Here is a 24876-nt window from a genome sequence, read left to right as displayed (position 1 = left end):
CGGCATCACTTCTTCCGGCCCAGCCGGCCAAGGACGAAGCCGACCACGACGCCGATCAGGACACCATAGATCGGCGTCTGGCCGCGATCCTGGGTGGACGGCGGCGCGGCCGCGGGCGTGTCCGTCTTCGGCGCTTCCGTTTTCTGCTCAGCAGGATCGCCGCTGGAAGCATTCGCCTGGGCCTGTTGCGCCTGTTCGATCGCATGGGATTGCTTCAGATTCGCGACTTTAACCGGATCGATCCACCAGGAATCTTGGCCAATTCCAAAAGTAGGATCGGGCCGCTTGGCGGGCTGGCCGAATTTATCCCAATAGGCGATGCGGGTGACCTTGCTGACCCAATGGGGCACCATGTAGAAGCCCCATTGCAGCACACGGTCGAGCGCCCGGGTGGCGATGACAACGTCATGATGCGTTGGCGCCGTGATCAACTTTTCAATCAACGCGTCCACCACAGGGTCGCGAACACCCATCAGGTTGTTGCTGTTGGGTTCATTCGCGCTCTGCGAGCCGAAGTAATCGCGCTGTTCGTTGCCGGGTGAGAGCGACTGGCCGATGCGAATGACCACCATGTCGAAATCGAAATTCTTGGTGCGATTGTCGTATTGCGCCGTGTCGACCGTGCGGATGGTGGCGTCGATGCCGATGCGCTTCAAATTCTGCGTGAAGGGCAGGGCGACTCGCTCGAAAGACGGTCCATTGAGCAGGATTTCGAACTGCAGCCGCTGGCCGTCCCGTTCGCGCTTGCCATTGACGATGGGCCATCCCGCAGCATCCAGCAATTTCGCAGCCTGGTCGAGATTGGCGCGAGCATCGCCGGAACCATCGGTTTTCGGCGGCTGATATTCCTGGGTGAAGACCTCGTCGGGAATCTTGCCGCGGAACGGCTCCAGCAGCTTCAGCTCTTCCGGTGAGGGAAGACCGGTTGCGGCCAGCTCCGAATTGTCGAAGTAACTGCGGTTGCGGCTATAGGCGCCATAGAACAGCGTCTTGTTCGACCATTCGAAATCCAGGGCATAGATGATCGCCTGACGCACGCGGCGATCGGCGAAGATGGCGCGACGGGTGTTGAAGGCGAAACCCTGAAACCCATAGGGCGTCGCGTCCGGTATCTCCTCGCGCTTGATCTGGCCGTTCCTGACCGCCGGGATGTCGTAGCCCGTCGCCCAGTTCTTGGCGATATTCTCCTGCCGGAAGTCGACGGCGCCAGATTTGAAAGCCTGAAAGGCGATGGTGGGGTCGCGGTAATAGTCGTAGCGGATGGTATCGATATTGTCGCGGCCGATATTTATCGGCAGGTCTTTACCCCAGTAATCCGGCACACGCTGCAAGGTGATGGACCGGCCCATCTCGTAGCTCAGTACCTTATAGGGACCGCTGCCGATCGGCGGCTGCGGCAGCGGATCTTCGAGATTGCGTTTCTCCCAGATATGCTTCGGCATCACGGTCAATTGCCCCATGATGATGGGCAATTCGCGGTTTGTGCCATCGACGAAGGTGAATTTGACGCGGTGTTTGTCCAGCGCTTCCGCCTTCGTGACATTGCCGTAGTAGAAGCGATAAACCGGCGGTCCTTTCTGCTTCAGGATGTTGAAGGAGAAAACGACATCATCGGCAGTCAGGGGCTGGCCGTCCTGCCAGCGCGCTTCCGGGCGCAAATCGAAGATGATCCAGGTCTTGTCCTTCGCCAGTTCCATGGATTCGGCGAGCAGACCATAGCCGGATTGGACGTCGTCATCGGGGCTGACGGTCAAGGTCTCGAAGACGCCGGGCATGGTTGCCGCAGTGCCCCGGATGGTGAAGGGATTGAAGTTGTCGAAGGTCGCGCCATCGCCTTGGCCCGTCACGGCATAGGTCGCGCTGCCGCCCTTCGGCGCATTCGGATCGACATAATCGAGATGCTTGAAATCCGGGCCGTATTTCGGCTGGTCGAGGAAGGTCAGCGCATGGAGCCTCTGTCCCTCCTGGGCAAGACCGGGATGAGCGGTGACGACCGAAGCGGCCAGAAGAAACAAGCCCAGGAGTGTTCTGCAAGTCTTTCCGGAACCGATCAAGCCAGGTCGCATAAGCTATCCAATACCGCCGAACTGTTTGGCGGCAGTGTAACGGAAGCTTTGCGCAAATGGAAAGCGAACAGCCGTGATTGTCGCCGGCCGAGCTCAATCCTGCAGCAGTGGAAGGGTTTCGGCATGCACGCGGCGATCGCCGCAGGCCAAGACTTTATCGCCGGAATGCCGGGTCAGTGGTTCGCCCCGCCAATTGGTGATGACGCCGCCGGCGCCCTGGATAATGGGCGCCAGGGCGAGGAAATCGTAGATGCCGAGATTGGCTTCGATCACCACATCGATGAAGCCGGTGGCGACCATGCCATACTGATAGCAATCGCCGCCATAGGTGGTCGTTTTCGCCCGGTGGCGCACCGATTCGAATTTGTCGAAAGACTGCCGGTCGGGGAAGGCGAGCGGTGAAACGGTAGAAAGATAGGCCGCAGACAAGGCGGCGCAGGGGCGGGCGGTGCAGGCCTCGCCGTTGAGCGTGGTGGCGCGGCCGGCGGCGCCGATCCAGCGGTCCCGCAGGATCGGCATATCGATGACCCCCATGATCGGGCGGTCGCGATGCAGCAACGAAATCAGTGTGCCATAGAGGGGCCGGCCGGTGACGAAGGCCTTGGTGCCGTCGAGCGGGTCGAGAACCCAGACGTAATCGGCATCACCGCGCTCAGTCCCGAATTCCTCCCCGACGATGCCATGCGATGGAAAGGCCTGGGCGATCAACCCGCGCAAGGTGGATTCGCATTCCCGGTCGGCCTGCGTGACGGGGGTTTCGTCCGGTTTGTCGATGATGGCGACTTTCCGCCGGTAGTAATTTCGCAGGATCGTCCCGCTGGCATCGGCCAGACGGTCGGCCAGGTCAATGAAGGCCTGGTCGACCGATGTCTGGTTCTCGATATCCGTCGGAACGCCGCTCGCCATGAACTGCGGCTTATTTCGGCAGTTCGGGCGGGTTGTCGTTCTGATCACGCAGCCAGCGCAGCAGCGCCGCTCGCTCTTCCGGCTTCTTCAAGCCGGCAAAGGTCATCTTGGTGCCCGGCGCGAAGTCCTTCGGGCTGTAGATGAAGTGATCGAGCGATTCAAAATCCCAGGGCTTGCCGAGTTTCTTGATCGCATCGGAATAAGCGAAGCCTTCATGGCTGCCGGCCTGGCGACCGATGACGCTCCAAAGATCCGGACCGATCTTGTTGGGGCCGCCCTTGGCGAAGGTATGGCAGGTCAGGCACTTCTTGGAGATGGCCTCGCCCTTGGCCGGATCGGCCGCGGCGATCATCGACAGCGAGGGCTGGAAGCCGCTGGCTTCACCACCGCCGGTCGCCGGCGCGGCAGCGTTTGCTTCCGGCTTCGGCGCTTCAGCCGCCGGCTTGGCAGCCGCTTCCTGGTCCTTCTTGTACTGATCTTCGGCCGCCTGGATATCGGCATCGCTCGGCAGCGGCGCCGGGCTGTCCGCCTTGGTGCGGATGAAGGCGATCACATTGGCGCGGTCTTCGGCCTTCGGCAGGCCGGGGAAGGTCATCTTGGTACCCGGCGCATATTGCTTCGGATTGGCGATGAAGTGATTGATCATTTCATAGGTCCAGGGCTTGCCCACGGCCTTGATGGCATCGGAATAAGCGAAGCCTTCATGGCTGCCAGCCTGGCGACCGATGACGCCCCAAAGATCCGGACCGACCTTATTCGGGCCACCCTTTTCGAAAGTATGGCAGGTCATGCACTTCTTGGCGATGGCCTCGCCCTTGGCCGGGTCGGCACTGGCCAGCAACTTGCTGATCGGCTCGACGGCGACCGGCGCGGCGGCTGGCGCCGGCGCCGCGCCACCTTCTTCACCGCCTGCGCCCTCATGTGCGCGGCGTTCAGGGTTGTAGATCGCGTTGGAGACGATACCGACACCCAGGGTCAAAATACCCCCGACCAGAATGGCGGCTGCGATCTTGTTCATTTCCAATGATGACATTCGTGCAATCCCTCGGCCACATTCGACGGTCGGATCCCGATAACGCTCGCCTGCCAGCTATCCGGTAAAACAGGTGGAAGAAACAGACAGATCGGCGCAATCCCCTAGCAGACCGCCGTGATTTCGGGCTCGGAATTTAGCGGCTTTAACCGCCGCTGTCCAATAGACGGTGCCGCTAAAACAAGGGCGCGAAAGGGCAGCGGAACAGGCTTCTAGGGATGCTGCCGAAACGGGTATCGGCGGCGTCGGACGCAAGCAATCGGGCGATTTCTCCCTTTCGGCCCGCTTGGCGCGAAGGGGTTGGTGGATTTTTCCGCGTTCGCGGCATAATGTCGCGCCCGGTCGGTGGTCGGCCATGGAACAAGGACGGAAGGTTAATCTCGTCCCTTCCGAGCCCTACGCCACCAGGGCTGTCTTTGATAGAGCTTTATTTCCAGGTTTAGCATGAGCGCCATTTCGCCCGTCGTCCTCATCCCGGCCCGTCTCGGCTCGACACGGTTGCCCGACAAGCCATTAGCGGATATCGGCGGCCAGCCGATGATCGTTCAGGTTTGGCGCCGCGCCATGGAGGCCAAGATCGGCCCGGTTTACGTGGCGGCGGCCGAACCGGCAATCGTCGCAGCGGTTCAGGCCGCTGGCGGCCAGGCTGTCCTGACCGACCCCGACCATCCGTCCGGATCAGATCGGATTTTCGAAGCGTTGGGCCGCATCGATCCGGTCGGCCGACATGATGTCGTAGTCAATGTCCAGGGCGACTTGCCTACCATCGACCCCGCTTTGATCCGACGCTCCCTGGTGCCGTTGGAGGATCCGTCAGTCGATATCGCGACTTTGGCGGTGGCGATCAGCCGGGAGGAAGAGCGTCACGATCCGAATGTGGTGAAGGCAGTGGCGGCTTTCGCGCCAGGCCATGATGTCGCCCGGGCGCTCTATTTCAGCCGCGCCACGGTGCCGGCCAATGATGGGCCACATTACCATCATATCGGGCTTTACGCGTATCGACGCTCGGCATTGACGCAATTCGTCGCCTTGCCGCCGGGCGTGCTAGAGCGGCGCGAGAAGCTCGAGCAATTGCGGGCACTGGAAGCCGGCATGCGCATCGATGTGGCGCTCGTTGACACGCTCCCGCTCGGTGTCGATACTCCCGCCGACCTCGAACGCGCCAGGACGATCCTGAAGGACGGGCGATCCTGAAGGAACAAGGATCCTGATCCGATCCATCGTCATCTCGTAGATGGAGCATCATCCGTGGGATCCGGCGGCAACAGACCAAGCGGAGCAAACGTGGCCAGCAAGACAGATAACATCATCGCCTTCCAGGGCCTCCCCGGCGCTTATTCCGATCTGGCGTGCCGCGCGGCCTTTCCGTCGATGACCACGCTGCCTTGTGAAAGCTTTGAAGACGCCTTCGCGGCCGTGCATGCTGGCGCTGCAAGGTTGGCGATGATACCGATCGAAAACTCCTTGGCGGGCCGCGTCGCCGATATCCATCACCTGCTGCCGGAATCGGGGCTGCATATCATCGGCGAGCATTTTCAACGGGTGAATCACAACCTGCTGGCGCCGAAAGGTGCCACCTTGGCTAATCTCAAAACCGTCGCCAGCCATGTTCAGGCCTTGTCGCAATGCCGCAAGGCGATCCGCGAGATGGGCCTGACGCCGATCGTGCGCGCCGATACGGCGGGGGCGGCGGCGGAGGTCGCGGCGCAGGGCGATCCGACTGCAGGCGCCATCGCCTCATCCCTGGCGGCGGAGATTCACGGCCTCGATATTCTGAAATCCGATATCGAAGATGCTGATCACAACACCACCCGCATGGTGGTGATGAGCCGAGAGCCGATCGATCCCGATCCGACGAAGGGGCCGGTGATCACCAGTTTCGTCTTCCGGGTCCGATCGGTGCCGGCGGCGCTGTACAAGGCGCTGGGCGGTTTTGCTACCAACGGGATCAATATCACCAAGCTGGAAAGCTATCTGCTGGATGGCAATTTCACCGTGGCGCAGTTCTATGCCGACATCATGGGGCATCCGGACCAACGTCCGGTGCGCTTGGCGCTGGAGGAATTGAGCTTCTTCTCGCGCGAGGTGCGCATCCTTGGCGTCTATCCCGCCAATCCATTCCGCGATCAGCAGGCGTAGGGCCGGGCGGAAAAGCGAGCCGGCGCCTGATAAAGCGCGCCGGCAAATCCGCATAGCTGTTCACGCAAATTCGATGGCGTCATGGGGCGATAAGCCCTGGTCTTTGGCGGAACTCTTGCCCATGTTGATAGGCAGGCCATCAATGTCGCTGACAGGCGACCAATATTGCCGGCGCGCGGAACGTGGCCGGGGAGGTGAGAGATGCGGTTGCCGGCGAAGATAAGGCGATTGATTGCAAAGACCGGGGAAGCGATCAGCGCGCTGCTCCCCACATTTCCTCATCCCGCGCCCAAAGCCGTACCGGTGCGCGTGCGCCGGCGGGGCGGGTACCGTTAATCCCTCACCCAATCCTCGATCAGACGGCGCGAGATCGAATCGGCGCGTGGGAGCCGGAAGTCATCGTTTTCCGGGGACCGACGAAGTTGGTCCTTCGTTAGCCAGCGGGCGCTTTCCAGTTCCACCAGATCGAGGCAGATGTTGCTATCGCTTGCTTCGGCGGTAAAACCCAGCATCAGCGATGACGGAAAGGGCCAGGGCTGAGAACCGAAATATCGGATATTTTCGACCCGAAGTCCCACCTCCTCATAAGTTTCCCGCGCGACCGCCGCTTCCAAGGTTTCGCCCGTTTCGACGAATCCGGCGAGCACGGAATGCATGCCGGGCGACCAATTGGCCTGGCGCGCCAGGAGGATTCGTTCGCCATATTGTGGGTGGCGGTGGGTTATTCGCATGATGACGGCCGGGTCCAGCCGGGGAAAATGCTGCAGGGCGCAGGCAGGATTGGTGCAGCGCCGTTGGTGGCCAGCCGCTTCGGTAGCGGTCGGTGAGCCGCATCGCCCGCAGAAGCGGTGGCGCTCATGCCAATGCGACAGGCCGCGGGCATAAGCCATCAATGCGCCGTCGCGTTGGGGTGTGAGCTGGCCGATGCTGCGCAATTCGGCGAACTCGCCAAAGGCTATCACCGATTCTTCGTCCAGCCCGGAAATATCGAGGGCGAAATAGGTCGCTTCGCCGGCGCGGCCCAACAGGATGATGTCAGTCTGGGCGGCGATCAAATCTCGGTGATCGCGCAAGGGCAAAAAATGGGCCCGGGGCACATCGGCATTCACTACAAGATTACGGCCTCGCCAAACGAGATGCAGCAAGCTATAGGGGTCTTGCAGGCGTTCGACGAGCCAAGTGGTGTCCTGGCGGATCGTCGCGCAACGGTCGAAATCCCCGGTAGCGTAGAACCCGAGTGCGTGAAAATTGACACCGCTGTCTGAACTGTCGATCATTTTGCCCAGTCGATCATTTGCTTAGTCGCCTTGCGACACCTTATCTTGCGGCGCATACCGCAATAACCGTCGGGATTCGGAGTTGTTGATGATCCAAAGCCTGAGCGCCGTCAACCGGCTCGTGATCCGTTCCGCCGGCTGCCTGCTGGCCACCGTCCTCTTTTTCGCCAGTTTCGTCAGCAGCGATGCCGAAGCGATCACCGCGGCCGACGCACCTTCCGGCACCTTCATCTACCAGGTGATGCGCGGCGGTGAGGTCATCGGCGAACAACGCCTCACATTTGATCGGCGCGGCGATGATCTCACCGTCATCACTGATGCCAAGGTCGATGTCAAACTTCTCGGCCTCAGCCTCTATGACTTCGATCAACATGTGGAGGAGGTGTGGCAGGACGGCAAGATGGTGTCTTTCAGTTCGGTAGCCGATGACGACGGCCAGGATAAGAAGGCGGACATGGCCCGATCGGGTGAGAAGCTGACGGGCACTTATAACGGCAAAAAGCGCGAAGCGCCTTTCGGTATCTATCCCAGCAGTTTCTGGAATGCCGATTCGGTCAAGCAGACGCAGATCATCGACACCTCCCGGGCCAAGATCCGCGCCGTCACCATCAAGGATAACGGCGCAGTTACCCTGAAGCTGCCTTACGGCAATGTCAAAGCCCGGCATTACACCGTCGAGGGCGATATCCAGCGCGAGCTTTGGTATGACGAGAGAGGCGTGCTGGTGGCCGGGGAACTGATCGCCAAAGACGGGTCGACGGTGCGTCAGGAGTTGCTGCGCGCGCCGTGACGTCCCGACTCCGCGGGAGCATAGAGCCGGTTTGCCAGCAGCATATCCCGCACCGCGCTGGCCGGTAGTGGCCGGCTGAACAGATAACCTTGGCCGAGATCGCAGCCCAGTCCCTTCAGCAATTCCATATGCGAACTGCGCTCGATGCCTTCTGCCACCACTTCAAGCCGCAACAGATGGCCGAGCTCGATGATCAGCCGCGCCATTTCGAGATTGCGCGCCGCATCAGTCAGGGGTCGGATGAAAGATTGATCGATCTTCAAGCTGTCGATCGGCAGGCGGTGCAGATGCGCGAGCGAGGAATAGCCGGTGCCGAAGTCGTCAATCGAGATCCGGAAGCCGATGTGACGCAGTTTCTCGATCACGCGGATCGCCGCATCCGGATTATGCATCACCGAACTCTCGGTCAGTTCCAGCTTGATTTGCTTCGGATTGGCGCCGGTCTGGTCCAGAATCCAGCTGATTTCGCCGACCAGATGCGGATGCGCCATTTGCAGAGCCGAAAGATTGACGGAGACGAAGAGGTCGGCCGAGGGCGATATCGCGCGCCAGGCGACCAATTGCTCGCAAGCGCGGCGAAACACGGCCTGACCGAGCGGAACGATCAAGCCCGACCATTCGGCGATCGGGATGAAATCGGCTGGGTTGATTGGGCCGCGCGTTGGATGCGACCAGCGCGCCAAAGCCTCGAAGCCAGCCACCTCGCCATTCTGCATATGCATGATCGGCTGATAAGCCAGCCATAATTCGTCGTTGTTCTGCAGCGCCCGCCGCAAATCGCCTTCGATCTCGTGCCGCAGCATCAACGCAGTCCGGATGCTGGGATCGAAGAAAACCGGTCCGCGGTGATCACTGCTATCGGCTTGCAAGGCAGCGATCTCGGCATCTTCCACCAGATCGCCGATATCGGCTTCATGGTCATTCATGCTGGCGACGCCGATCCGGCTTCGCAGCGTGACCTGCCGGCGGCCGAAGGCGATCGGCTGGTCGCAGAGCATGTGGATGCGGTCGGTCGCTTCGGTGACGACATGGGGCGCACGGCTGCGCAGCACCAGTATGAAATCCGAGGTGCCGAGATGGGCCAGCCACAGATTGCTCTCGCCGCTGAGCCGCGTTGCAAACAGGACCAGGATCTGTTCGGCGATATCGACGCCGAACGTACTCCGCAGGATCTTGAAATCCGCCACCTGCACGCAGATCAGGGTGATGTCGCGGGTCTCCCCCATCAGATTGTACAGGTGCTGCCGCAAATTGGCTTCGTTGGGCAGACCGCTTTCGCTGTGGTGATAGGCAAGCTGCTTCAGGTGCTGTTCGTATTCATGCTGCCGGGTGGCGTCCCGCCACAGGCAGATGATGCCACCGCCTTCCAGCATGCGCTGCTCCAGCGACAGCCATCCACCTCCTGCCTGACGAAGTTTCAAATCGAGCTCGCCCGGCGCCGATGCGATGGTATGACTGCCCAGGCGCTTGGCACAATCGGTCTCCAGCGAACCGGCAATCTGCCTGATATGATCTTCATAACTGTTACGCGATCGGCAATAGGGCTCCACCACCGGAAAGAAGCGGGTGTAGATTTCGTTGTTGCTGACGAAGGACCGATCCGCATCGAAAAGCGCATAGCCGATGCCGATGCTGGCCAAGGTTTTCTTGATGTCGAAATGCCCCAACCGGGCCACATGAGTCGCAGTGATATCCTGCCAGATACGCGCCCAACCGCCGCGCGCCAGCCGCAGCACGCGACTGCGCAGCCAGCCGCGTTCCGGCACGAAGACGGTGTAATCGGCGCCATCCTGGTGCAGGCCGCAGAGTGACGCCTGGATCATATCTTCCAGCTCGGTCCTGGAGCGATACGGCAAAGCACGGCGGTAGAATTGCCGGATACCTGCTTCAAGCCCCTGGCCAGGCTGCAAATGCCCGGTGAGCTCGGGGAAAAGGCGCACCATCGCTTCGTTGCAGCGAATGAGCCTGTCATCCGCGTCATAGATTCCCAGGGCGCTGCCATCGGTCTCGCAAAAGCGCCAGAGCAACCCGGCCTCGGCGAGGTCGCGCTCACGCAGATCGCCATCGGCGATCTGCGTCCCCAGCCCGGTTTTAGCTTCCAATTTGCCGGCAAAAGGCGCCACACATAACCTATGGTCTTAGAATTCAAAGGCTTTTCCGGACCACAAAAAGCCCGAAGGATACAGTTGCATAGTGATCGTAAAATATTGGTATAATGGCTGCGGGAGGTTGGCGGCGGACGGGCGTCTCGCCAACCCGGTCAGGTCCGGAAGGAAGCAGCCGTAACGAGTTTCGCGCTCGGGTCGTTGTCCAGCCTCCCACCGTTTCCCGCGCTTTTAGCCGGCGCCGGAAACGCGGCGGGTATATCCACAGGGCTGCAATTATCCGACATTCAGATCGACCGCGTATGACCGAGCCGACTTCCATCTCCGAGACAGAAGCGGTCCAGCTTTCTGCCGCGCCGACCGCGGAGACCGAAAAAGCTGGCGACGGCGTTTATCGCGTCCTGGCGCGAAAGTACCGGCCGAGCGATTTCACCACCATGATCGGCCAGGAAGCCCTGGTCCGCACGCTGACCAATGCCATTGCTCAGGGGCGGCTGGCGCATGGCTTCATGCTGACCGGTGTGCGCGGGGTCGGCAAGACGACCACGGCTCGTATCCTCGCGCGCTGCTTCAACTGCGTCGGCCCGGACGGCACCGGTGGGCCGACCGCCAGCCCCTGCGGGGTCTGCGATAATTGCCGCGCCATTGCCGAGGACCGGCATGTCGACGTCATCGAGATGGATGCCGCGAGCCGGACCGGCATCGACGACATCCGCGAACTGATCGACGGCGTTCGCTATCGCCCGGTCAGTGCCCGCTACAAGGTCTATATCGTCGACGAAGTTCACATGCTGTCCGAAAAGGCGTTCAACGCCTTGCTGAAGACGCTGGAAGAGCCGCCGGCCCATGTGAAATTCATTTTCGCCACAACGGAAATCCGCAAAGTGCCGGTGACGGTGCTCTCACGCTGCCAGCGTTTCGACCTGCGGCGCGTCGAGGCCGCGGATCTCGCCGCGCATTTCGCCCGGATCGCCGAGCGCGAAGGCGCGAAAGTTACCCCTGCGGCACTGGCCTTGATCGCCCGGGCCGCCGATGGTTCGGTACGTGACGGTCTGTCGCTGCTCGATCAGGCGATTGCCTTGAGCGATGGCGAGATCACCGATGTCGAAATCCGCGACATGCTGGGTCTGGCCGACCGCACGCAGCTTTTCGATCTTTATGACCGCATCATGCGCGGCGACATCGCCGCCGCCTTGGCGCAACTGGCGGCCATGTATCATGGCGGCGCCGATCCGGTGGTGGTGATCCAGGACCTGCTCGACCTGACCCATTGGCTGACCCGGGCCAAAATCACGCCCGATGTGCTGAACCAGCCGACCACGCCGGAAGCGGAGCGCCAGCAGGGCAGCGCGCTCGCCGCCAATCTCTCGGTGCCGATGCTGAGCCGGACCTGGCAGATGCTGTTGAAGGGCCTATCTGAAGTGCAGCAGGCGCCGCAGCCACTGGCAGCTGCGGAAATGGTGCTGATCCGCCTGACACATGCCGCCAATCTGCCGACCCCGGGGGATCTGGTAAAGCAGATGATGGAAAATGGCGGCGCGGCGGCCGGTGCCGCGAGACCGATGCCGTCATCTGGTGGTCCCGCCGGGGCGCCGAATGGTGGCGGGATGGCGATGGCGGCAAGCGGCGGCGGGATGGCCGCGCCGCGCGTGCTGGTCAATCCGTCGCCGCAGCCGAGCAGCCAGCCGAGTGCCGCCCTGGCGACGGCCGATTTGCCGCAACCGCAAAGCTTTGCCGAGGTCGTGGCGCTGTTCAGCGCCCGGCGGGAGGCGATCCTGCATGCACATTTGCAGAAAGATGTGCATCTGGTGCGCTTCGAAACTGGCCGTATCGAGTTCCGCCCGGCCGAAACGGCGCCGCGCGATCTTGCCAGCCGGCTTGCTGCCAAGTTGGGCGAATGGACCGGCAAGCGCTGGATGATCAGCGTTTCGGGCGACCAGGGGCAGGCGACGCTGAAAGAGCAGGCGATCGCCAAGGCCGCAGCGGCCAAGGCCGAGGCGGCGGAGCATCCCTTGGTCAAAGCCGTGTTGCAGGCCTGGCCGGGGGCAGCGATCGAGGAAGTACGCGACTTGACCGCCGGCATCGCAAGCGATAAGCCGGCTGCCGCCCCGGCGCCGGCATCGGCGGCTGCCGAAGGCGAGGATGCGCCGGAACTGGACGCCGATTATTCGCTTGAAGGGGATGCGGCGCTCGACGGCTTTGCCGGCATGGATGGATTAGGAGACGACGAGCCATGAAAAATCTCGGCCAGATGATGAAGCAGGCGCAGCAGATGCAATCCAAGATGGCGGAGATGCAGGCGGCGCTGGAACAGGCCGAAGTGACGGGCCAGTCGGGTGGCGGCATGGTCAGCATTACCATGACGGCTAAAGGCGATCCGCGACGTGTCAAGATCGATCCGAAACTGGCCGACCCGGCCGAGATCGAGGTGCTGGAAGATTTGATCACGGCGGCGCTGAAGGATGCGCGCACCAAGGCGGATGCCCATGTCAGCGAGGAAATGTCGAAGCTGACCGGCGGCCTGCCATTGCCGCCCGGCTTCAAGCTGCCGTTCTAATCGCATCACGACATCCGCTCGCCGGACGCATAGATGGCCGTCAACGATATCGATCGCCTGATCCAGATTCTGTCCCGATTGCCGGGCCTCGGGCCGCGTTCGGCGCGGCGTGCCGTGCTGTTCCTGATCAAGAAACGGGAATCGCTGCTGCTGCCGCTCATCCAGGCGATGCAGGATGTCGCCAGCTCGATCAAGCCCTGCTCACTTTGCGGCAATCTCGACGATCAGGACCCCTGTGCGATCTGCAAGGACGATCGCCGCGATGGCGGCAGTATCTGTGTCGTTACCGACGTGGCCGATCTCTGGGCACTGGAACGTACCGCAGCTTATCGCGGACGCTATCACGTCCTGGGTGGTGTGTTGTCGGCGCTGGATGGAATCGGTCCGGAGCAGCTCAATCTTGCTTCGCTCTATCGCCGGGTCGGAAGCGGCGAGGTCAAGGAAGTGATACTGGCCTTGGGCGCGACAGTGGACGGCCAGACCACAGCGCATTATGTCAGCGACCGGCTGCAGGGTTTCAATGTCGCGGTCTCCCGCCTTGCCCATGGCGTGCCGGTGGGCGGCGAGTTGGATTATCTCGATGACGGCACGCTGATCCAGGCCTTGCGCGCGCGCAGCCGTCTCTGAGCATTTCCTCTGAGCATTTCCGCCGCCTTGCCGAATTGTGACGCCTGCGCCTTAGTTTCACGTGCGCTTCGTCATAGTTTTTCCGCAATTGCGCGTCCAATATGCCGCCGTCGAGTTTCAATTTCGGGAGCGGATATGCGATCCAATTTTCTCGCCGCCACGGCTCTGATTTCCGGCCTCGCTGTGGCCGGACTGACCGGCGGCGCGGCATCGGCCGATGAAGCCACGGTCACGCCGGAGCAGCAGACCTCGGTGGCCGTCACCATCTACAACAACGATCTCGCCCTGATCCGCGATAGCCGAAAGGTGAATCTCATCCAGGGTGAGAACGACCTCGCTTTCGTCGAGGTCTCCGGTGGCATGCGCCCGGAAACGGCGCTGCTGACATCGAAGGATGCACAGATTTCGGTGATCGAGCAGAATTTCGATTTCGACCTGCTGACCTCGCAGAAAATCCTGGAAAAATCCGTGGGCCAGAAGATCCGCGTGATCCGCACAAATTCCGAGACCGGCGCGGATACCGCGGAAGAAGCAACGGTGCTCAGCGTTGCCGATGGCAATGTGGTGTTGCAAATCGGCGACCGCATCGAAACGGCGGCACCCGGCCGCCTGGTCTTCAGCGCGGTGCCGGCCAATCTGCGGGCGCGCCCGACTTTGGTCGTGAGGCTGAACAGCCCGCAAGCCGGCGAAGTGCCGCTCGTGCTGTCCTATCTGAGCCGTGGCCTCTCCTGGTCGGCGGATTACGTCGCCGAACTGTCGCCCGATGAGAAGACCATCAATCTGAACGGCTGGGTGACGCTGACCAATCAGAGCGGCATCACCTATAAGGATGCCAAGTTGCAGCTTGTCGCCGGTAACATCAATCAGGTGCAGCAGGAATTCGCCCGTCCGCTCAATATGGCGGCGGGTGCGACCGATGTGATGCCGGCGCCGAAGATGCGCGAACAGGCGGCTTTCGAATATCATCTCTACAGCCTCGATCGGCCGACCACGATCAATGAAAACCAGACCAAGCAGGTGGCCTTGCTCGATGCAATCGGCATTCCGGTGACCAAGACCTATCTCTTCGAGAATCTGTCGCAACGTTACGGCAGCTATTTCGATCGCAACGCGTCAGATCCGAAGCGCGTCAATGCCAGTATCCGGGTGAAATTCGACAATAGCGAGGCGGCGAAACTTGGCATGCCGCTGCCACAGGGCACGATGCGGGTCTATAAGGCGGATGATACCGGCGAGGCGATCTTCGTCGGCGAGGATCATATCGATCACACGCCAAAGAATGAACATGTCGACCTGACACTGGGTGAGGCTTTCGACGTTACTGCGCGGGCGAAGCAGGCGACCTTCGACAAGATCAGCGACAAGGTTTTTGAATCGTCCTACGAAATCGAATTGAAGAATGCCAAGAAGGAGGCGGTGACCGCCACCTTGCGGGAAGTGCTGCCGGGTCAGTGGAAGATGCTGGAAGAATCAGCGACGCATGAGCAGGTGAACGCCCAGACGGCACAATGGCAGATCCAGGTGCCGGCCGAAGGCAGCGCCAAACTGACCTATAAGGTGCGCGTCTCAATGTAATGCGGTTGCCCGGCCAAAAAAGGGCGATGCCGCCGGCATCGCCCTTTTATTTTGCAGTCCTTAACGATCAGGCCTTCATGAAGCCTTCGGCCTTGAGGTCCTTCATCGTCGCCTCGATCGACTGGCGCAGGATGCCCACCAGTTCATCGACTTGGGCGCGGGTCAGGACGAGCGGCGGTGAGATGATGTTGAGGGCGCCGATCGGTCGCACGATGAGGCCGAGGCGCTCGCAATGATCGGCGATGCGCTTGCCGATATTGACCTCGTCCGGGAATAGTTCCTTGGTCGCCGGATCGGCGACATTCTCGACGCACATCATGAAATGATGGCCGCGGACATCGCCGACGATCGGCAGGTCGCGCAAGGTGTTCAATTGCTGCATCAGATAGGGACCGACTTCCCGCACATGGCCGCAGAGATCCTCGCGCTCCATCAGTTCGATGTTCGCCAGGCCCGCCGCGCAGGCGATCGGATGGCCGGAATAGGTATAGCCGTTGGTGAACCAGCCATCCGGATCCGGCGCACTGATCACCTCATGGATCGCATCCGAATAGATGCAGGCGCCGAGTGGCTGATAACCCGAGGTCAGGCCTTTGGCGCAGATGATGATATCCGGCTCGATGCCGAAGACATCCTTAGAGGCGAAGAAATGACCCAGGCGGCCGAAGCCGGTGACGACCTCATCCGAGACATAGATCACATCGAGTTTGCGGCAGAGTTCCCGGGTTTTCTGATGATAACCTTTGGGCGGCACGATGACGCCGCCGGCGCCCAGCACCGGCTCGGCGAAGAAAGCCGCCACCTTGTCAGCGCCCAGTTCCAGAATCTTGGCTTCCAGCTCGGCGACGAGCTGGTCGCAGAAGGCTTCCTCGCTCATGCCCTCCGGCCGGCGGTACACATTCGGCGAGGAGACATGATGCACGAAATCGGTGATGAAATGCAGATTAGGGCTGCGATCGGCCGGCTTGCCACTCATCGAACCGGTCAGATAGGTGCTGCCGTGATAGCCGTCGCGGCGGCAGATCACATGCACCTTGTCACGCTTGCCGCGGCGGCTCTGGTAATACTGGATCAGGCGCACGGCCGTGTCATTGGCGGTCGAGCCGCCACAGGTGAAGAAGACGTGATTGAGACTGCCCGGCGCGAGCTCAGCCAGCTTCGCCGCCAATTCGGCCGCGGGGATATTGGTGGTATCGACGAAGGGATTGAAATAAGCGAGCTGCAAAGCCTGGCGGCTGATGGCCTCGGCAATCTCGCGCCGGCCATAGCCGATATTGACGCACCATAAACCGCCGATGCCGTCGAGATAGCGCTTGCCGGAGGCGTCATAAACATAGGCGCCTTCGGCCGCAGCCATGATCAGCGAGCCGTCTTTCTTGAAACTATCGAAATGAGTCCAGGGATGCAGGAAATGATCATGGTCCTTGCGCCAGATCTCCTGGACATCATTGCGGTTCAATGCCTGAAAGCCGGTCGCCGGCACCGCTGTCGAGGCGGTCATGGGATCCTCCAAGATGAGTCTTTTCAAGAATCGTTATAATTTTATAATGATTTCAAAATTCTTCGGCAAGCGCTCTTTTCCGGACTTGCAGGCCTGCGGGGGATCGCTGGAGCGCGACGGTTTCATGTTGAAGCAGATCTGCTTCAACATGAAAGCTGAATCGCCCTCTACTTTGTCGAATAGAGACGGATTCAGATCACAAATGCAGTCGCTTCAGCGATTGCACTTGTGATCATCCGGCTCTAATGGTGACGCAAGCCGTGGAAAATGGCGAGTCGCATGAAGGTGCCGGCAACGATATGAGCGGGTTGCGCGATCAACAGAAGAAAAAGCGGCGCGAGGCCATTCTGGCCGTCAGTGCCCGCCTGTTTGGTAAACAGGGTTATGCCGCAACGAGTATGGAAGAGATCGCCGCGGCGGCGGAGTTATCGGTCGGAACCCTCTACAACTATTTCAAATCCAAGGGCGATATCACCCTGGCGCTTTATCGCGCCGATCTGGAGATGGTGCGCAAGGCGAGCGAGGCCGTGATCCTCGAGCCCTCGGTCGATCCGGTGAAGGCAATCATCAAATTGATGGAAGCCGATCTCAACACCACGCCGGATTACCTTGACGGCAATGCGTGGCAGGAGTTGCTGGTGGCGGCCTTCACCAGCCCCTCATCCAGCATGGCGGTGGAATGGGAAGGTGGCGACCTGATGCGGGTCGATCTGTTCGGCCGTCTGCTCGGTGCCTTGCAGGAGCGGGGACATATCGGCAAACAGGCGGATATCCGCAGCGCGGCCGAAGTCCTGGGCGCGCTCAGCCTGACCTATTTCATGCATTGGCTGGTCAATCTGAAAGCGGGCCGTATCGACCAGGATAGCTGCCCGATCGCCGGCCCCACCAAACGCATGTTGACCCGACAGGTGAAGCAGCTGGTGGCAGGACTGGTGTGATTCCTATTTGGCAGACACGCTAAGTCCGGAGCATCAACCAGCTGGCGAGGCCCGTTCGACTTTCAAAATCGTGCCATCGACACCGGTCACTTTGACAACGCTTCCGGCCGGCATATCTGCACCTTCGACCCGCCAGACCGTGTCGTTGATGCGGGCAGTGCCGCGGCCGTTGATGATCGGCTCGGTCAGGGAGACAGTGCGGCCGATCAATTGCGCGCCGCGTTGATTGAGCGTGGTCGTGTTGGTGGCGCGCATCAAGCGCCGGCCAATGCGTTGCCAGGCGATGATGCTGATGATCGCCAGCACGGCAAAAACCAGGGTCTCCGCTTCCCAGCCGAGATTGGGAAGAACCAGCGCGATCACACCGGTCAGGACGGCGGCGCCCGCCAGCCAGATGAAGAAGACGCCAGGTGCGATGATCTCGATGATGGCGAGCGCCACCGCCAGGATCCACCAGTGCCAGAAGGCGATATGCGACAGAAAATCGATCACGGTTTCGATCCGATCGAGCTTCAGCTATTCGGCACGCGCGGCACGCTGCCGCCGCGGCTGGTGGCCTGCTGCGTCATCGCCTGTTTCGCCAGTTCGGCGATGCCGCCAATCGCACCGATCACATTGGCCGCTTCCAGCGGCATCATGATGATCTTCTGATTGGGCGCCGAGGCGACCTGCTGCAAGGCTTCGACATATTTCGTGCCGAGGAAATAGTTGATCGCCTGGACATCGCCTTTGGCAATTGCTTCCGAGACAACCTGGGTGGCCTTTGCTTCGGCTTCGGCCGAACGCTCGCGCGCCTCGGCTTCGCGGAAGGCCGCTTCGCGGCGGCCTTCGGCTTCCAGAATGGCGGATTGCTTCTCGCCTTCGGCGCGCAGAATCGCCGCCTGACGCAGGCCTTCGGCTTCCAGGATATTGGCGCGCTTGTCGCGTTCCGCTTTCATCTGCCGGGCCATGGATTCCACCAGATCGCGGGGCGGCGCGATATCCTTGATCTCGATGCGGGTCACCTTGACGCCCCAGGTGCTGGTGGCGTCGTCGACGACATGCAGCAACTGGGAATTGATGCGATCGCGTTGCGACAGCAATTCGTCGAGATCCATCGACCCCATGACCGTACGGATATTGGTCATGGTGAGGTTGAGGATGGCGTTCTCCAAGTTGTTCACTTCATAGGAGGCCTTGGCGGCATCGAGCACCTGATAGAAGACGACGCCATCGACACTCACCATGGCGTTGTCCTTGGTGATGATCTCCTGGGTCGGCACATCCAGCACCGATTCCATCATATTGATGCGGGCGCCGATGCGATCGACGAAGGGCACGATGAAAGCGAGGCCGGGGCGCAGCGTATGGGTATAGCGGCCGAAGCGCTCCACCGTCCATTCGCGGCCTTGCGGCACGGATTTCACCGACATGAAGACGGTCAAAAGCACCAATACCAGAATCGCCAGCGCGAAAATGCCGAAGCCGCTCAACATGTCCATCCCTCTTGTCCCGGTTTTGCCGCCAGCCTGATTGTTTACACCATTTGGCGAACGCCCGTCCGATTGCAAGTAAAAGATCGGACGCACCGTTCTTTTACACGTTTTCGGTTTGGCACCTCAGGTGGGCTTGGGCGGGACTTAGGGGATGGGGCCTATAGCGAATCGAGGGGCAGTTTGAGATAGCGCCGGCCGTTGACTTCCGGCGCCGGCAGTAGGCCCGCGCGGATATTCACCTGGATGGCCGGCAGCAGCAGATCGGGGACGGCGAGCGTGCGGTCGCGGGCTTCGCGCATGGCGACGAAATCCTCCTCGCCGACACCCTCGTGGATATGAATGTTACCGGCCCGTTGCGCGGCAACGGTGGTTTCCCAGGCGGGTTCACGGCCGCCAGGCTGGTAATCGTGGCACATGAACAGCCGCGTCGCCGGCGGCAGATCGAGAATGCGGTGGATCGAGTGATAGAGCTGACGTGCATCGCCGCCCGGAAAATCGCAGCGGGCCGTTCCGTAATCGGGCATGAACAGTGTGTCGCCGACAAAAGCCGCATCGCCGATCACATAGGTCACGCAAGCCGGTGTGTGGCCCGGCGTATGCAGGACGACACCGTCAATTCCGCCAAGCATGACGGCATCGCCATCATGAAACAGATGATCGAAGGGCGCGCCATTGGCCTCGGCCATATCGGTCAGGTTGAAGAGATGGCCGAAATGACGCTGCGTCAATCCGATCTCGGCACCGATCGCAATCTGCCCGCCTTGGCGGTGCTTAATATAGGCGCCGGCCGAAAGATGATCGGCGTGGGCGTGGGTTTCCAATATCCAGTCCAAGCGATAGGCGCGGGCGGCGATGAAGGCCAGAACCAGATCGGCCGTTTCCGTCCCGGTGCGCCCTGATTTCGGGTCGAAATCCAGCACCGGATCGATGATGGCGCAACGTGCCGCCTGGCGATCGGCGACGACATAGCTGATGGTCTTGGTCGGCTGGTGAAAAAACGGCGTTACTTCCGGCTGCACCGCTTCCGACTGCATGGTCTGGGGCTCCTTGCCGCTGCGATATCCGGATACCACTTTAGCACAGCCATTATGACGATGGGGGCGAGACCACGCGGCGGCGTGATGGACGTCACCCTGATTATTTTCCCCTCAGATGCGTGCAGTCAGGTACCGGTCAGGACCTGCGGCTCCGTGCCGAGAGCAGCCGGAAGATTTGCCGCGCCGTTGGGCGCCTCGCCCAATTCCAGTTCGGTGATCTCGCCGCCGCGGCGGGTGATCTTTTCGGTGGAGATGCGAATCTGGCGGACATCCTCCGCGCCCTGTTCGAAATGCCGCTGAAGCTTGGCCACCCGGTCGTCCAGGCGTTCGACATCCTTCACCATCTCGCCGATCTTGGCCTGGAGCACATGCGCCTGCTCACGCATCCTGACATCTTTCAATACCGCCCGGATCGTCGTCAGCGTCGCCATCAGCGTTGTCGGCGAGACGATCCAGACCCGCAGCCGGGCGGCCTCCTCGACCAAGCTGGGGAAATTCGCATGCAATTCAGCATAGACCGCTTCCGATGGCAGGAACATGAGTGCCGATTCCGCAGTCTCACCCGGCACGATGTATTTCTCGGCGATGGCGCGCATATGGGTGCGGATTGCGGTCGAGAAATCCCGGCGCGCCACCACCTGGGCGGCGTCGTCCCGGGCGTCCCGCAGGGCACGGAAGGCTTCCAGCGGGAATTTCGCGTCGACGGCGATGGAGCCGGGCGGGTTCGGCAGCTTCAACAGGCAATCGACCCTTTTGCCATCGCCCAAGGCGGCCTGGAATTCGTAATGGGCGGCCGGGAGGGCCGATTGCACGATGTCCTGCAGTTGAATTTCCCCGAAGGCGCCGCGCGCCTGTTTGTTGGAGAGAACATTCTGTAGATCGACCACTTGGGAGGAGAGGTCGGTGATGTTCTTCTGGGCCACATCGATCGCCGCCAGCCTTTCGCGCAGATCGGTCAGCGTCTGGGCCGTAATGGTCGTGCTTTCCTGCAGCCGGTCGCTGACCCGGTGCGACAGGGCGGAAAGGCGTTCGTCCAGGGCTGTCGTCAGTGCCCGTTCCTGCAATTGCAGCCGCTCGGCCAGCCCTGTCTGGGTCGCCGCCTGCATGGCGGCCTGGGCGCTGGCCAATTGCTGGATCTGGCCCGCCAGCTGGGTGAGCCTGGCATCCGCTGCAGCCGCCTGTTGCAGGGCGGCTTGTTGAGCGGCCAGTTGTTCGGCCGCCGCCGGATTGGCGGTATTGCCGGCGCCGCGGCGAAGCAGCACCGCCAGGATCGCGACCAGAAGGATGGCCAGACCTGCAAGAATCGCAGCCAGGAGCAGGGTGGAAGGGGCCAACTGTGTGAGATTCATGCACTTTTTCCAGAAATCGACCGGTAGCGACTCGGCCTGAATACGAGGTCTCTCGCTTGACGATACAAGGGGAAAACCATAGGTAAAGCCGAAAGGATATTTGCCATGGCCCTGCTGCCCATTTTAACCGCGCCGGATTCCCGGCTGAAAAAGACCGCCAAGCCTGTCGCTGCCGTCGATGACGCCGTGCGCAAGTTGATGGATGACATGCTGGAGACGATGTACAAGGCGCCCGGTATCGGCTTGGCCGCGCCGCAGGTCGGTGCCCTGCAACGGGTGATCGTGCTCGATGTGGCGCGCGAGGATGAGCCGCCGCAGCCCTTGCGCATGGCCAATCCGGAGCTCACCTGGGTCTCGGATGACGACGCGGTCTATAACGAAGGCTGCCTCAGCGTGCCCGACCACTATGCCGATGTGGTCCGCCCGGCTGCGATCAAGGTCCGCTATCTCGACGAAAAGAACGAAGCCCAGGAACTGGAAGCGGATGGCTTGCTGGCCACCTGCATCCAGCACGAGATCGATCATCTCGATGGCATTCTCTTTATCGACCATCTGACGGCGCTGAAACGCAACATCATCCTGCGGAAATTGCTGAAAGCGAAGAAGGCGGGGATGGATAAGCCCGCCGAACCGGCCAATATATCGGGTGGTTTCTGAGCGTTCGGCGCTCGCAACGATCGTTGCAGGGGAGCGATGATGGAAGCCCGGTCCAAGACCGACGGTCATAAACTGCGGATAGTGTTCATGGGCACGCCGGATTTTGCCGCCGTCGCCCTTCAGTCGCTGATCGCCGCCGGCCACAACATCGTCGCCGTCTACAGCCAGCCGCCGCGTCCTGCCGGGCGCGGCCAGCAATTGCAGCTGAGCCCCGTTCATACCTTGGCCGAGAGCCAACGCCTGACGGTGCTGACGCCAACGACATTGCGGTCGCCGGAAGCCGTGGCTGCTTTCGCCGCCCACCAGGCGGATGTTGCCGTGGTGGTGGCCTATGGCCTGTTGCTGCCGCAAGCTATCCTGGATTTGCCGCGCTACGGCTGTCTCAACATTCACGCCTCCTTGCTGCCGCGCTGGCGCGGGGCCGCGCCGATCCAGCGGGCGATCGCCGCCGGCGACACGCGCAGCGGTGTGTCGATCATGCAGATGGAAGCGGGGCTCGATACCGGTCCGGTTGTGTTGGCGGATGAATTACCGATCACTGACAAGACGACAGCGCAGACCTTGCACGATTCGCTCGCAGAAATGGGCGCGCGGCTCATCCTGGATGTCCTGGAACGGTTGCCAAAGGGCGATCTCAAGTCGGTGCCGCAACCGGCCGACGGGGTCACTTATGCGGCAAAGCTGAGCCGGGCTGACGGTCAGCTGGATTGGCGCCGTCCCGCCGAGGAATTGGAGCGTGCGATCCGCGCCTTCACGCCCTGGCCCGGCGCGGTCATGGATTTCGGCAGCGAGAAGATCAAGGTGCTGGCCGCACAGGTGGTCAAGCTCGATAAACCGGCAGCGGTGCCGGGCGCCATCATCGACGACGACCTCACCATTGCCTGCGGCCGCGACGCGCTCCGGCCGCTGATCGTCCAGCGGCCCGGCAAAAGACCGATGTCCGCGGCCGAAATGCTGCGCGGATTCCAATTGCCACCCGGCCGGCTGTTGCCGTTGCCAGCCGCCGCCTGACGCGATGACCGCAACGCGTTTCAAACTGCTGATTGAATATGACGGCAGCGCCCTGGTCGGCTGGCAGCGCCAGGATAACGGCCCCAGCGTGCAGCAGGCGATCGAAGAAGCGATCGAGAAAACCACCGGCGAAAGAGTGACCGTGCACGGCGCCGGCCGGACGGATGCCGGGGTGCATGCCCTGGGTCAAGTGGCGCATGCCGATATCGCTTACCCGATCCAGCCGGATCGCCTGCGCGAAGCCCTGAACTATCATCTGCAGCCGAGCCCCGTCGCGATCCTGGCAGCCGAAGTGGCGCCGGCGGAATTCCACGCGCGCTTCAGCGCCACCGGCCGCGCCTATCGATATCGGATCATCAATCGCCGGGCGCCGCTGACTGTCGATCGCGGCCATGCTTGGCACGTTAAGGTGCCGCTCGATGCCGGAGCGATGCATGAAGCGGCGCAATACCTGATCGGCCAGCATGATTTTTCAACCTTCCGGGCCGCCTTCTGCCAGGCGAAATCACCGGTCAAGACGCTTGACCGGCTGGATGTCCGCCGGTTCGGCGACGAGATCGAGGTGATCGCCGCAGCGCGTTCCTTCCTGCATCACCAGGTGCGCAACATGGTGGGCAGTCTCTCCCTGGTGGGAATTGGGAAATGGTCGGCGGATCGGCTTGCCGCCGCGCTTGCCGCGCGCGATCGCGCCAAGGGCGGGCCGACCGCGCCGGCCGATGGCCTCTATCTCACCCATGTCAGCTACGATAACTGACCGGCTTCGGGGCTATAATGTTCGGGGGTTACTTATGGCGGCGGCGCCAGTCGCCCGGCGTCATGCCTGTCATCTGCCGGAACCGCTTGCTGAAATGACTTTGCTCGGCAAAGCCGCAAGTCTCGGCGATCTGTGCCAGGGACGCGTCGCTGTCCACCAACAACGTCTTTGCTAGGTCGAGCCGCTTCGCTAACAGCCAATGGGCCGGGGGCTGCCCCGTCGATACTTTGAACGCGCGGGTGAAATGGGAGACCGACAGGCCGACGGTCTCCGCCAGGCGGGGCACGCTGATCTGCTTGCCCGGCTCGGCCTCGACCAAGGTATCGATCCGCCGCAACTGCCAGGCCGACAGCCCGCCTCTGCCGGCATTCTGGTCGGCGACGGACTGTCCCGCCGCATTGGATTGCTGGTCGGCAGCTTCGGCGTTCGGTTGGCGAAGCCGCGCTTCCGAGGCAAAGGGGAAGGCATCGGCCCGAGCCCGCGTGTCGGCGATCAGTTGGTTGAGGCTCCAAATATGCAACTGCATCATGGTGCCAAGGCGGTTGACCGTCTCTCCAGCAAATTCCAGTGCAGCCAATCCGAGATCGCTTGCTGCAACTGGCTTGCCGCAGCCATTGTGACCGACCAGTTTCACCACTTTCTGGTGCAGAGACAGCATATCCTCGACCAGGGTGATGAAGGTCTCCGCATTCTGCCAAACAAGCGAGCCTCCCAGGGATTGCACTCGGAGGCCGGATTTGAACGCGGCGCCTGCATCGGGGCTTTTTTTCGCGATGCTCGTGCTGATCCCGGCGAGATCCTGACGATGACGGGCGAAAATGAGCGCTGCCAAACTGGCTGGCGCATCCGTCAGATAATCATCATATCGCCGGATCAACTCATCGATCTTCTGCTGGAAGCGATCAAGTCCCGCGGACCGGCCGGCAATTTCGGCAACCGGCCAAGCATTACCTGCAACTTCACCGATATGCGGAAAATCGGGCGTGGAATAATCCGTGACAGATGGATCGGACAGACGGTCTTCCGATCTGGACGAGGATAAATCGATCTCGCAATCCATGCGGTTCCCCCGGCAATAG

The 24876-nt window shown here is 61.4% G+C and carries 22 protein-coding genes and 1 other RNA gene; 12 read left to right on the top strand and 11 right to left on the bottom strand.

Annotated elements, in window-relative coordinates; genetic code table 11:
- Nucleotides 1–5: 5 nt before the first annotated feature.
- The 3 genes from SMD27_RS02455 to SMD27_RS02445 all read right to left on the bottom strand — a co-directional run bounded on the left by SMD27_RS02455 (nt 6) and on the right by SMD27_RS02445 (nt 4005).
- Nucleotides 6–2066, bottom strand: a complete 2061-nt coding sequence (locus tag SMD27_RS02455) for an extracellular solute-binding protein (protein ID WP_320506748.1) — start codon at nt 2064–2066, stop codon at nt 6–8.
- Between the two features lie 93 nt (nt 2067–2159).
- Nucleotides 2160–2972 (bottom strand): histidinol-phosphatase, encoded by an 813-nt coding sequence (gene hisN, locus SMD27_RS02450; protein ID WP_320506747.1) that lies wholly within the window; start codon nt 2970–2972, stop codon nt 2160–2162.
- Nucleotides 2973–2982: 10 nt separating this feature from the next.
- Nucleotides 2983–4005, bottom strand: a complete 1023-nt coding sequence (locus SMD27_RS02445; RefSeq protein ID WP_320506746.1) for a c-type cytochrome — start codon at nt 4003–4005, stop codon at nt 2983–2985.
- Between the two features lie 444 nt (nt 4006–4449).
- Between SMD27_RS02445 and SMD27_RS02440 the strand changes: the two genes are divergently transcribed.
- Together SMD27_RS02440 and SMD27_RS02435 are read left to right on the top strand one after the other, a co-directional pair.
- A complete protein-coding gene (locus SMD27_RS02440; protein ID WP_320506745.1) occupies nt 4450–5199 on the top strand; it encodes a 3-deoxy-manno-octulosonate cytidylyltransferase in 750 nt (249 codons plus the stop codon).
- A 90-nt stretch (nt 5200–5289) separates the two neighbouring features.
- On the top strand, nt 5290–6144 hold the full coding sequence (locus SMD27_RS02435) for a prephenate dehydratase (protein ID WP_320506744.1): 855 nt from the start codon (nt 5290–5292) through the stop codon (nt 6142–6144).
- 332 nt (nt 6145–6476) lie between these two features.
- Here SMD27_RS02435 and nudC read toward each other — a convergent pair whose 3' ends face one another.
- Nucleotides 6477–7421 (bottom strand): NAD(+) diphosphatase, encoded by a 945-nt coding sequence (gene nudC, locus SMD27_RS02430; protein ID WP_320506743.1) that lies wholly within the window; start codon nt 7419–7421, stop codon nt 6477–6479.
- A gap of 88 nt (nt 7422–7509) precedes the next feature.
- Between nudC and SMD27_RS02425 the strand changes: the two genes are divergently transcribed.
- Nucleotides 7510–8211 carry a DUF6134 family protein gene (locus SMD27_RS02425; protein WP_320506742.1) on the top strand — a complete coding sequence of 234 codons (702 nt, stop codon included), beginning with the start codon at nt 7510–7512 and terminating at the stop codon, nt 8209–8211.
- Here the strand turns inward: SMD27_RS02425 and SMD27_RS02420 are convergent.
- Nucleotides 8187–10334, bottom strand: coding sequence for a putative bifunctional diguanylate cyclase/phosphodiesterase (locus SMD27_RS02420; protein WP_320506741.1), 2148 nt, complete (start codon nt 10332–10334; stop codon nt 8187–8189). The genes SMD27_RS02425 and SMD27_RS02420 overlap by 25 nt on opposite strands.
- A gap of 100 nt (nt 10335–10434) precedes the next feature.
- Between SMD27_RS02420 and ffs the strand changes: the two genes are divergently transcribed.
- The 5 genes from ffs to SMD27_RS02395 all read left to right on the top strand — a co-directional run bounded on the left by ffs (nt 10435) and on the right by SMD27_RS02395 (nt 15075).
- An RNA gene (ffs, locus tag SMD27_RS02415) (signal recognition particle sRNA small type) lies at nt 10435–10534 on the top strand.
- Between the two features lie 84 nt (nt 10535–10618).
- Nucleotides 10619–12553, top strand: a complete 1935-nt coding sequence (locus SMD27_RS02410) for a DNA polymerase III subunit gamma/tau (protein ID WP_320506740.1) — start codon at nt 10619–10621, stop codon at nt 12551–12553.
- Nucleotides 12550–12873 carry a YbaB/EbfC family nucleoid-associated protein gene (locus SMD27_RS02405; RefSeq protein WP_320506739.1) on the top strand — a complete coding sequence of 108 codons (324 nt, stop codon included), beginning with the start codon at nt 12550–12552 and terminating at the stop codon, nt 12871–12873. Before SMD27_RS02410 ends, SMD27_RS02405 begins: the two co-directional genes overlap by 4 nt.
- Before the next feature lie 33 nt (nt 12874–12906).
- Nucleotides 12907–13500: a recombination mediator RecR gene (gene recR, locus SMD27_RS02400; RefSeq protein WP_320506738.1), complete on the top strand. Its 594-nt coding sequence runs from the start codon at nt 12907–12909 to the stop codon at nt 13498–13500.
- 135 nt (nt 13501–13635) lie between these two features.
- The gene (locus SMD27_RS02395) at nt 13636–15075 is read left to right on the top strand and encodes a DUF4139 domain-containing protein (RefSeq protein ID WP_320506737.1); all 1440 of its coding nucleotides are present in this window, start codon (nt 13636–13638) and stop codon (nt 15073–15075) included.
- 67 nt (nt 15076–15142) lie between these two features.
- Here SMD27_RS02395 and SMD27_RS02390 read toward each other — a convergent pair whose 3' ends face one another.
- Nucleotides 15143–16576, bottom strand: coding sequence for an aminotransferase (locus tag SMD27_RS02390; protein ID WP_320506736.1), 1434 nt, complete (start codon nt 16574–16576; stop codon nt 15143–15145).
- A gap of 260 nt (nt 16577–16836) precedes the next feature.
- Between SMD27_RS02390 and SMD27_RS02385 the strand changes: the two genes are divergently transcribed.
- Nucleotides 16837–17514 carry a TetR/AcrR family transcriptional regulator gene (locus tag SMD27_RS02385; RefSeq protein WP_320506735.1) on the top strand — a complete coding sequence of 226 codons (678 nt, stop codon included), beginning with the start codon at nt 16837–16839 and terminating at the stop codon, nt 17512–17514.
- 33 nt (nt 17515–17547) lie between these two features.
- On the opposite strand, the gene SMD27_RS02380 is transcribed toward SMD27_RS02385, so the two are convergent.
- The 4 genes from SMD27_RS02380 to SMD27_RS02365 all read right to left on the bottom strand — a co-directional run bounded on the left by SMD27_RS02380 (nt 17548) and on the right by SMD27_RS02365 (nt 21375).
- Nucleotides 17548–18006: an NfeD family protein gene (locus SMD27_RS02380; protein WP_320506734.1), complete on the bottom strand. Its 459-nt coding sequence runs from the start codon at nt 18004–18006 to the stop codon at nt 17548–17550.
- A 20-nt stretch (nt 18007–18026) separates the two neighbouring features.
- Nucleotides 18027–18995: an SPFH domain-containing protein gene (locus SMD27_RS02375; RefSeq protein ID WP_320506733.1), complete on the bottom strand. Its 969-nt coding sequence runs from the start codon at nt 18993–18995 to the stop codon at nt 18027–18029.
- Between the two features lie 152 nt (nt 18996–19147).
- Nucleotides 19148–20023 carry an MBL fold metallo-hydrolase gene (locus SMD27_RS02370; RefSeq protein WP_320506732.1) on the bottom strand — a complete coding sequence of 292 codons (876 nt, stop codon included), beginning with the start codon at nt 20021–20023 and terminating at the stop codon, nt 19148–19150.
- 128 nt (nt 20024–20151) lie between these two features.
- Nucleotides 20152–21375: a DNA recombination protein RmuC gene (locus SMD27_RS02365; protein WP_320506731.1), complete on the bottom strand. Its 1224-nt coding sequence runs from the start codon at nt 21373–21375 to the stop codon at nt 20152–20154.
- Between the two features lie 105 nt (nt 21376–21480).
- Here SMD27_RS02365 and def point away from each other — a divergent pair, with 105 nt between their 5' ends.
- Genes def through truA form a run of 3 tightly spaced genes read left to right on the top strand, consistent with a single transcriptional unit; the run spans nt 21481 to nt 23797 of the window.
- Nucleotides 21481–22032 carry a peptide deformylase gene (def, locus tag SMD27_RS02360; RefSeq protein WP_320506730.1) on the top strand — a complete coding sequence of 184 codons (552 nt, stop codon included), beginning with the start codon at nt 21481–21483 and terminating at the stop codon, nt 22030–22032.
- A gap of 39 nt (nt 22033–22071) precedes the next feature.
- A complete protein-coding gene (gene fmt, locus SMD27_RS02355; protein ID WP_320507537.1) occupies nt 22072–23043 on the top strand; it encodes a methionyl-tRNA formyltransferase in 972 nt (323 codons plus the stop codon).
- Between the two features lie 4 nt (nt 23044–23047).
- Entirely contained in the window at nt 23048–23797 is a 750-nt protein-coding gene (gene truA, locus SMD27_RS02350; protein WP_320506729.1) for a tRNA pseudouridine(38-40) synthase TruA, read from the top strand.
- Between the two features lie 28 nt (nt 23798–23825).
- Here truA and SMD27_RS02345 read toward each other — a convergent pair whose 3' ends face one another.
- Nucleotides 23826–24857 (bottom strand): helix-turn-helix domain-containing protein, encoded by a 1032-nt coding sequence (locus SMD27_RS02345; RefSeq protein ID WP_320506728.1) that lies wholly within the window; start codon nt 24855–24857, stop codon nt 23826–23828.
- Nucleotides 24858–24876: the final 19 nt, after the last annotated feature.

The organism is Dongia soli, from assembly GCF_034044715.1.
Lineage (GTDB): Bacteria > Pseudomonadota > Alphaproteobacteria > Dongiales > Dongiaceae > Dongia_B > Dongia_B soli.
This window is presented reverse-complemented; position numbering and strand designations above follow the sequence as displayed.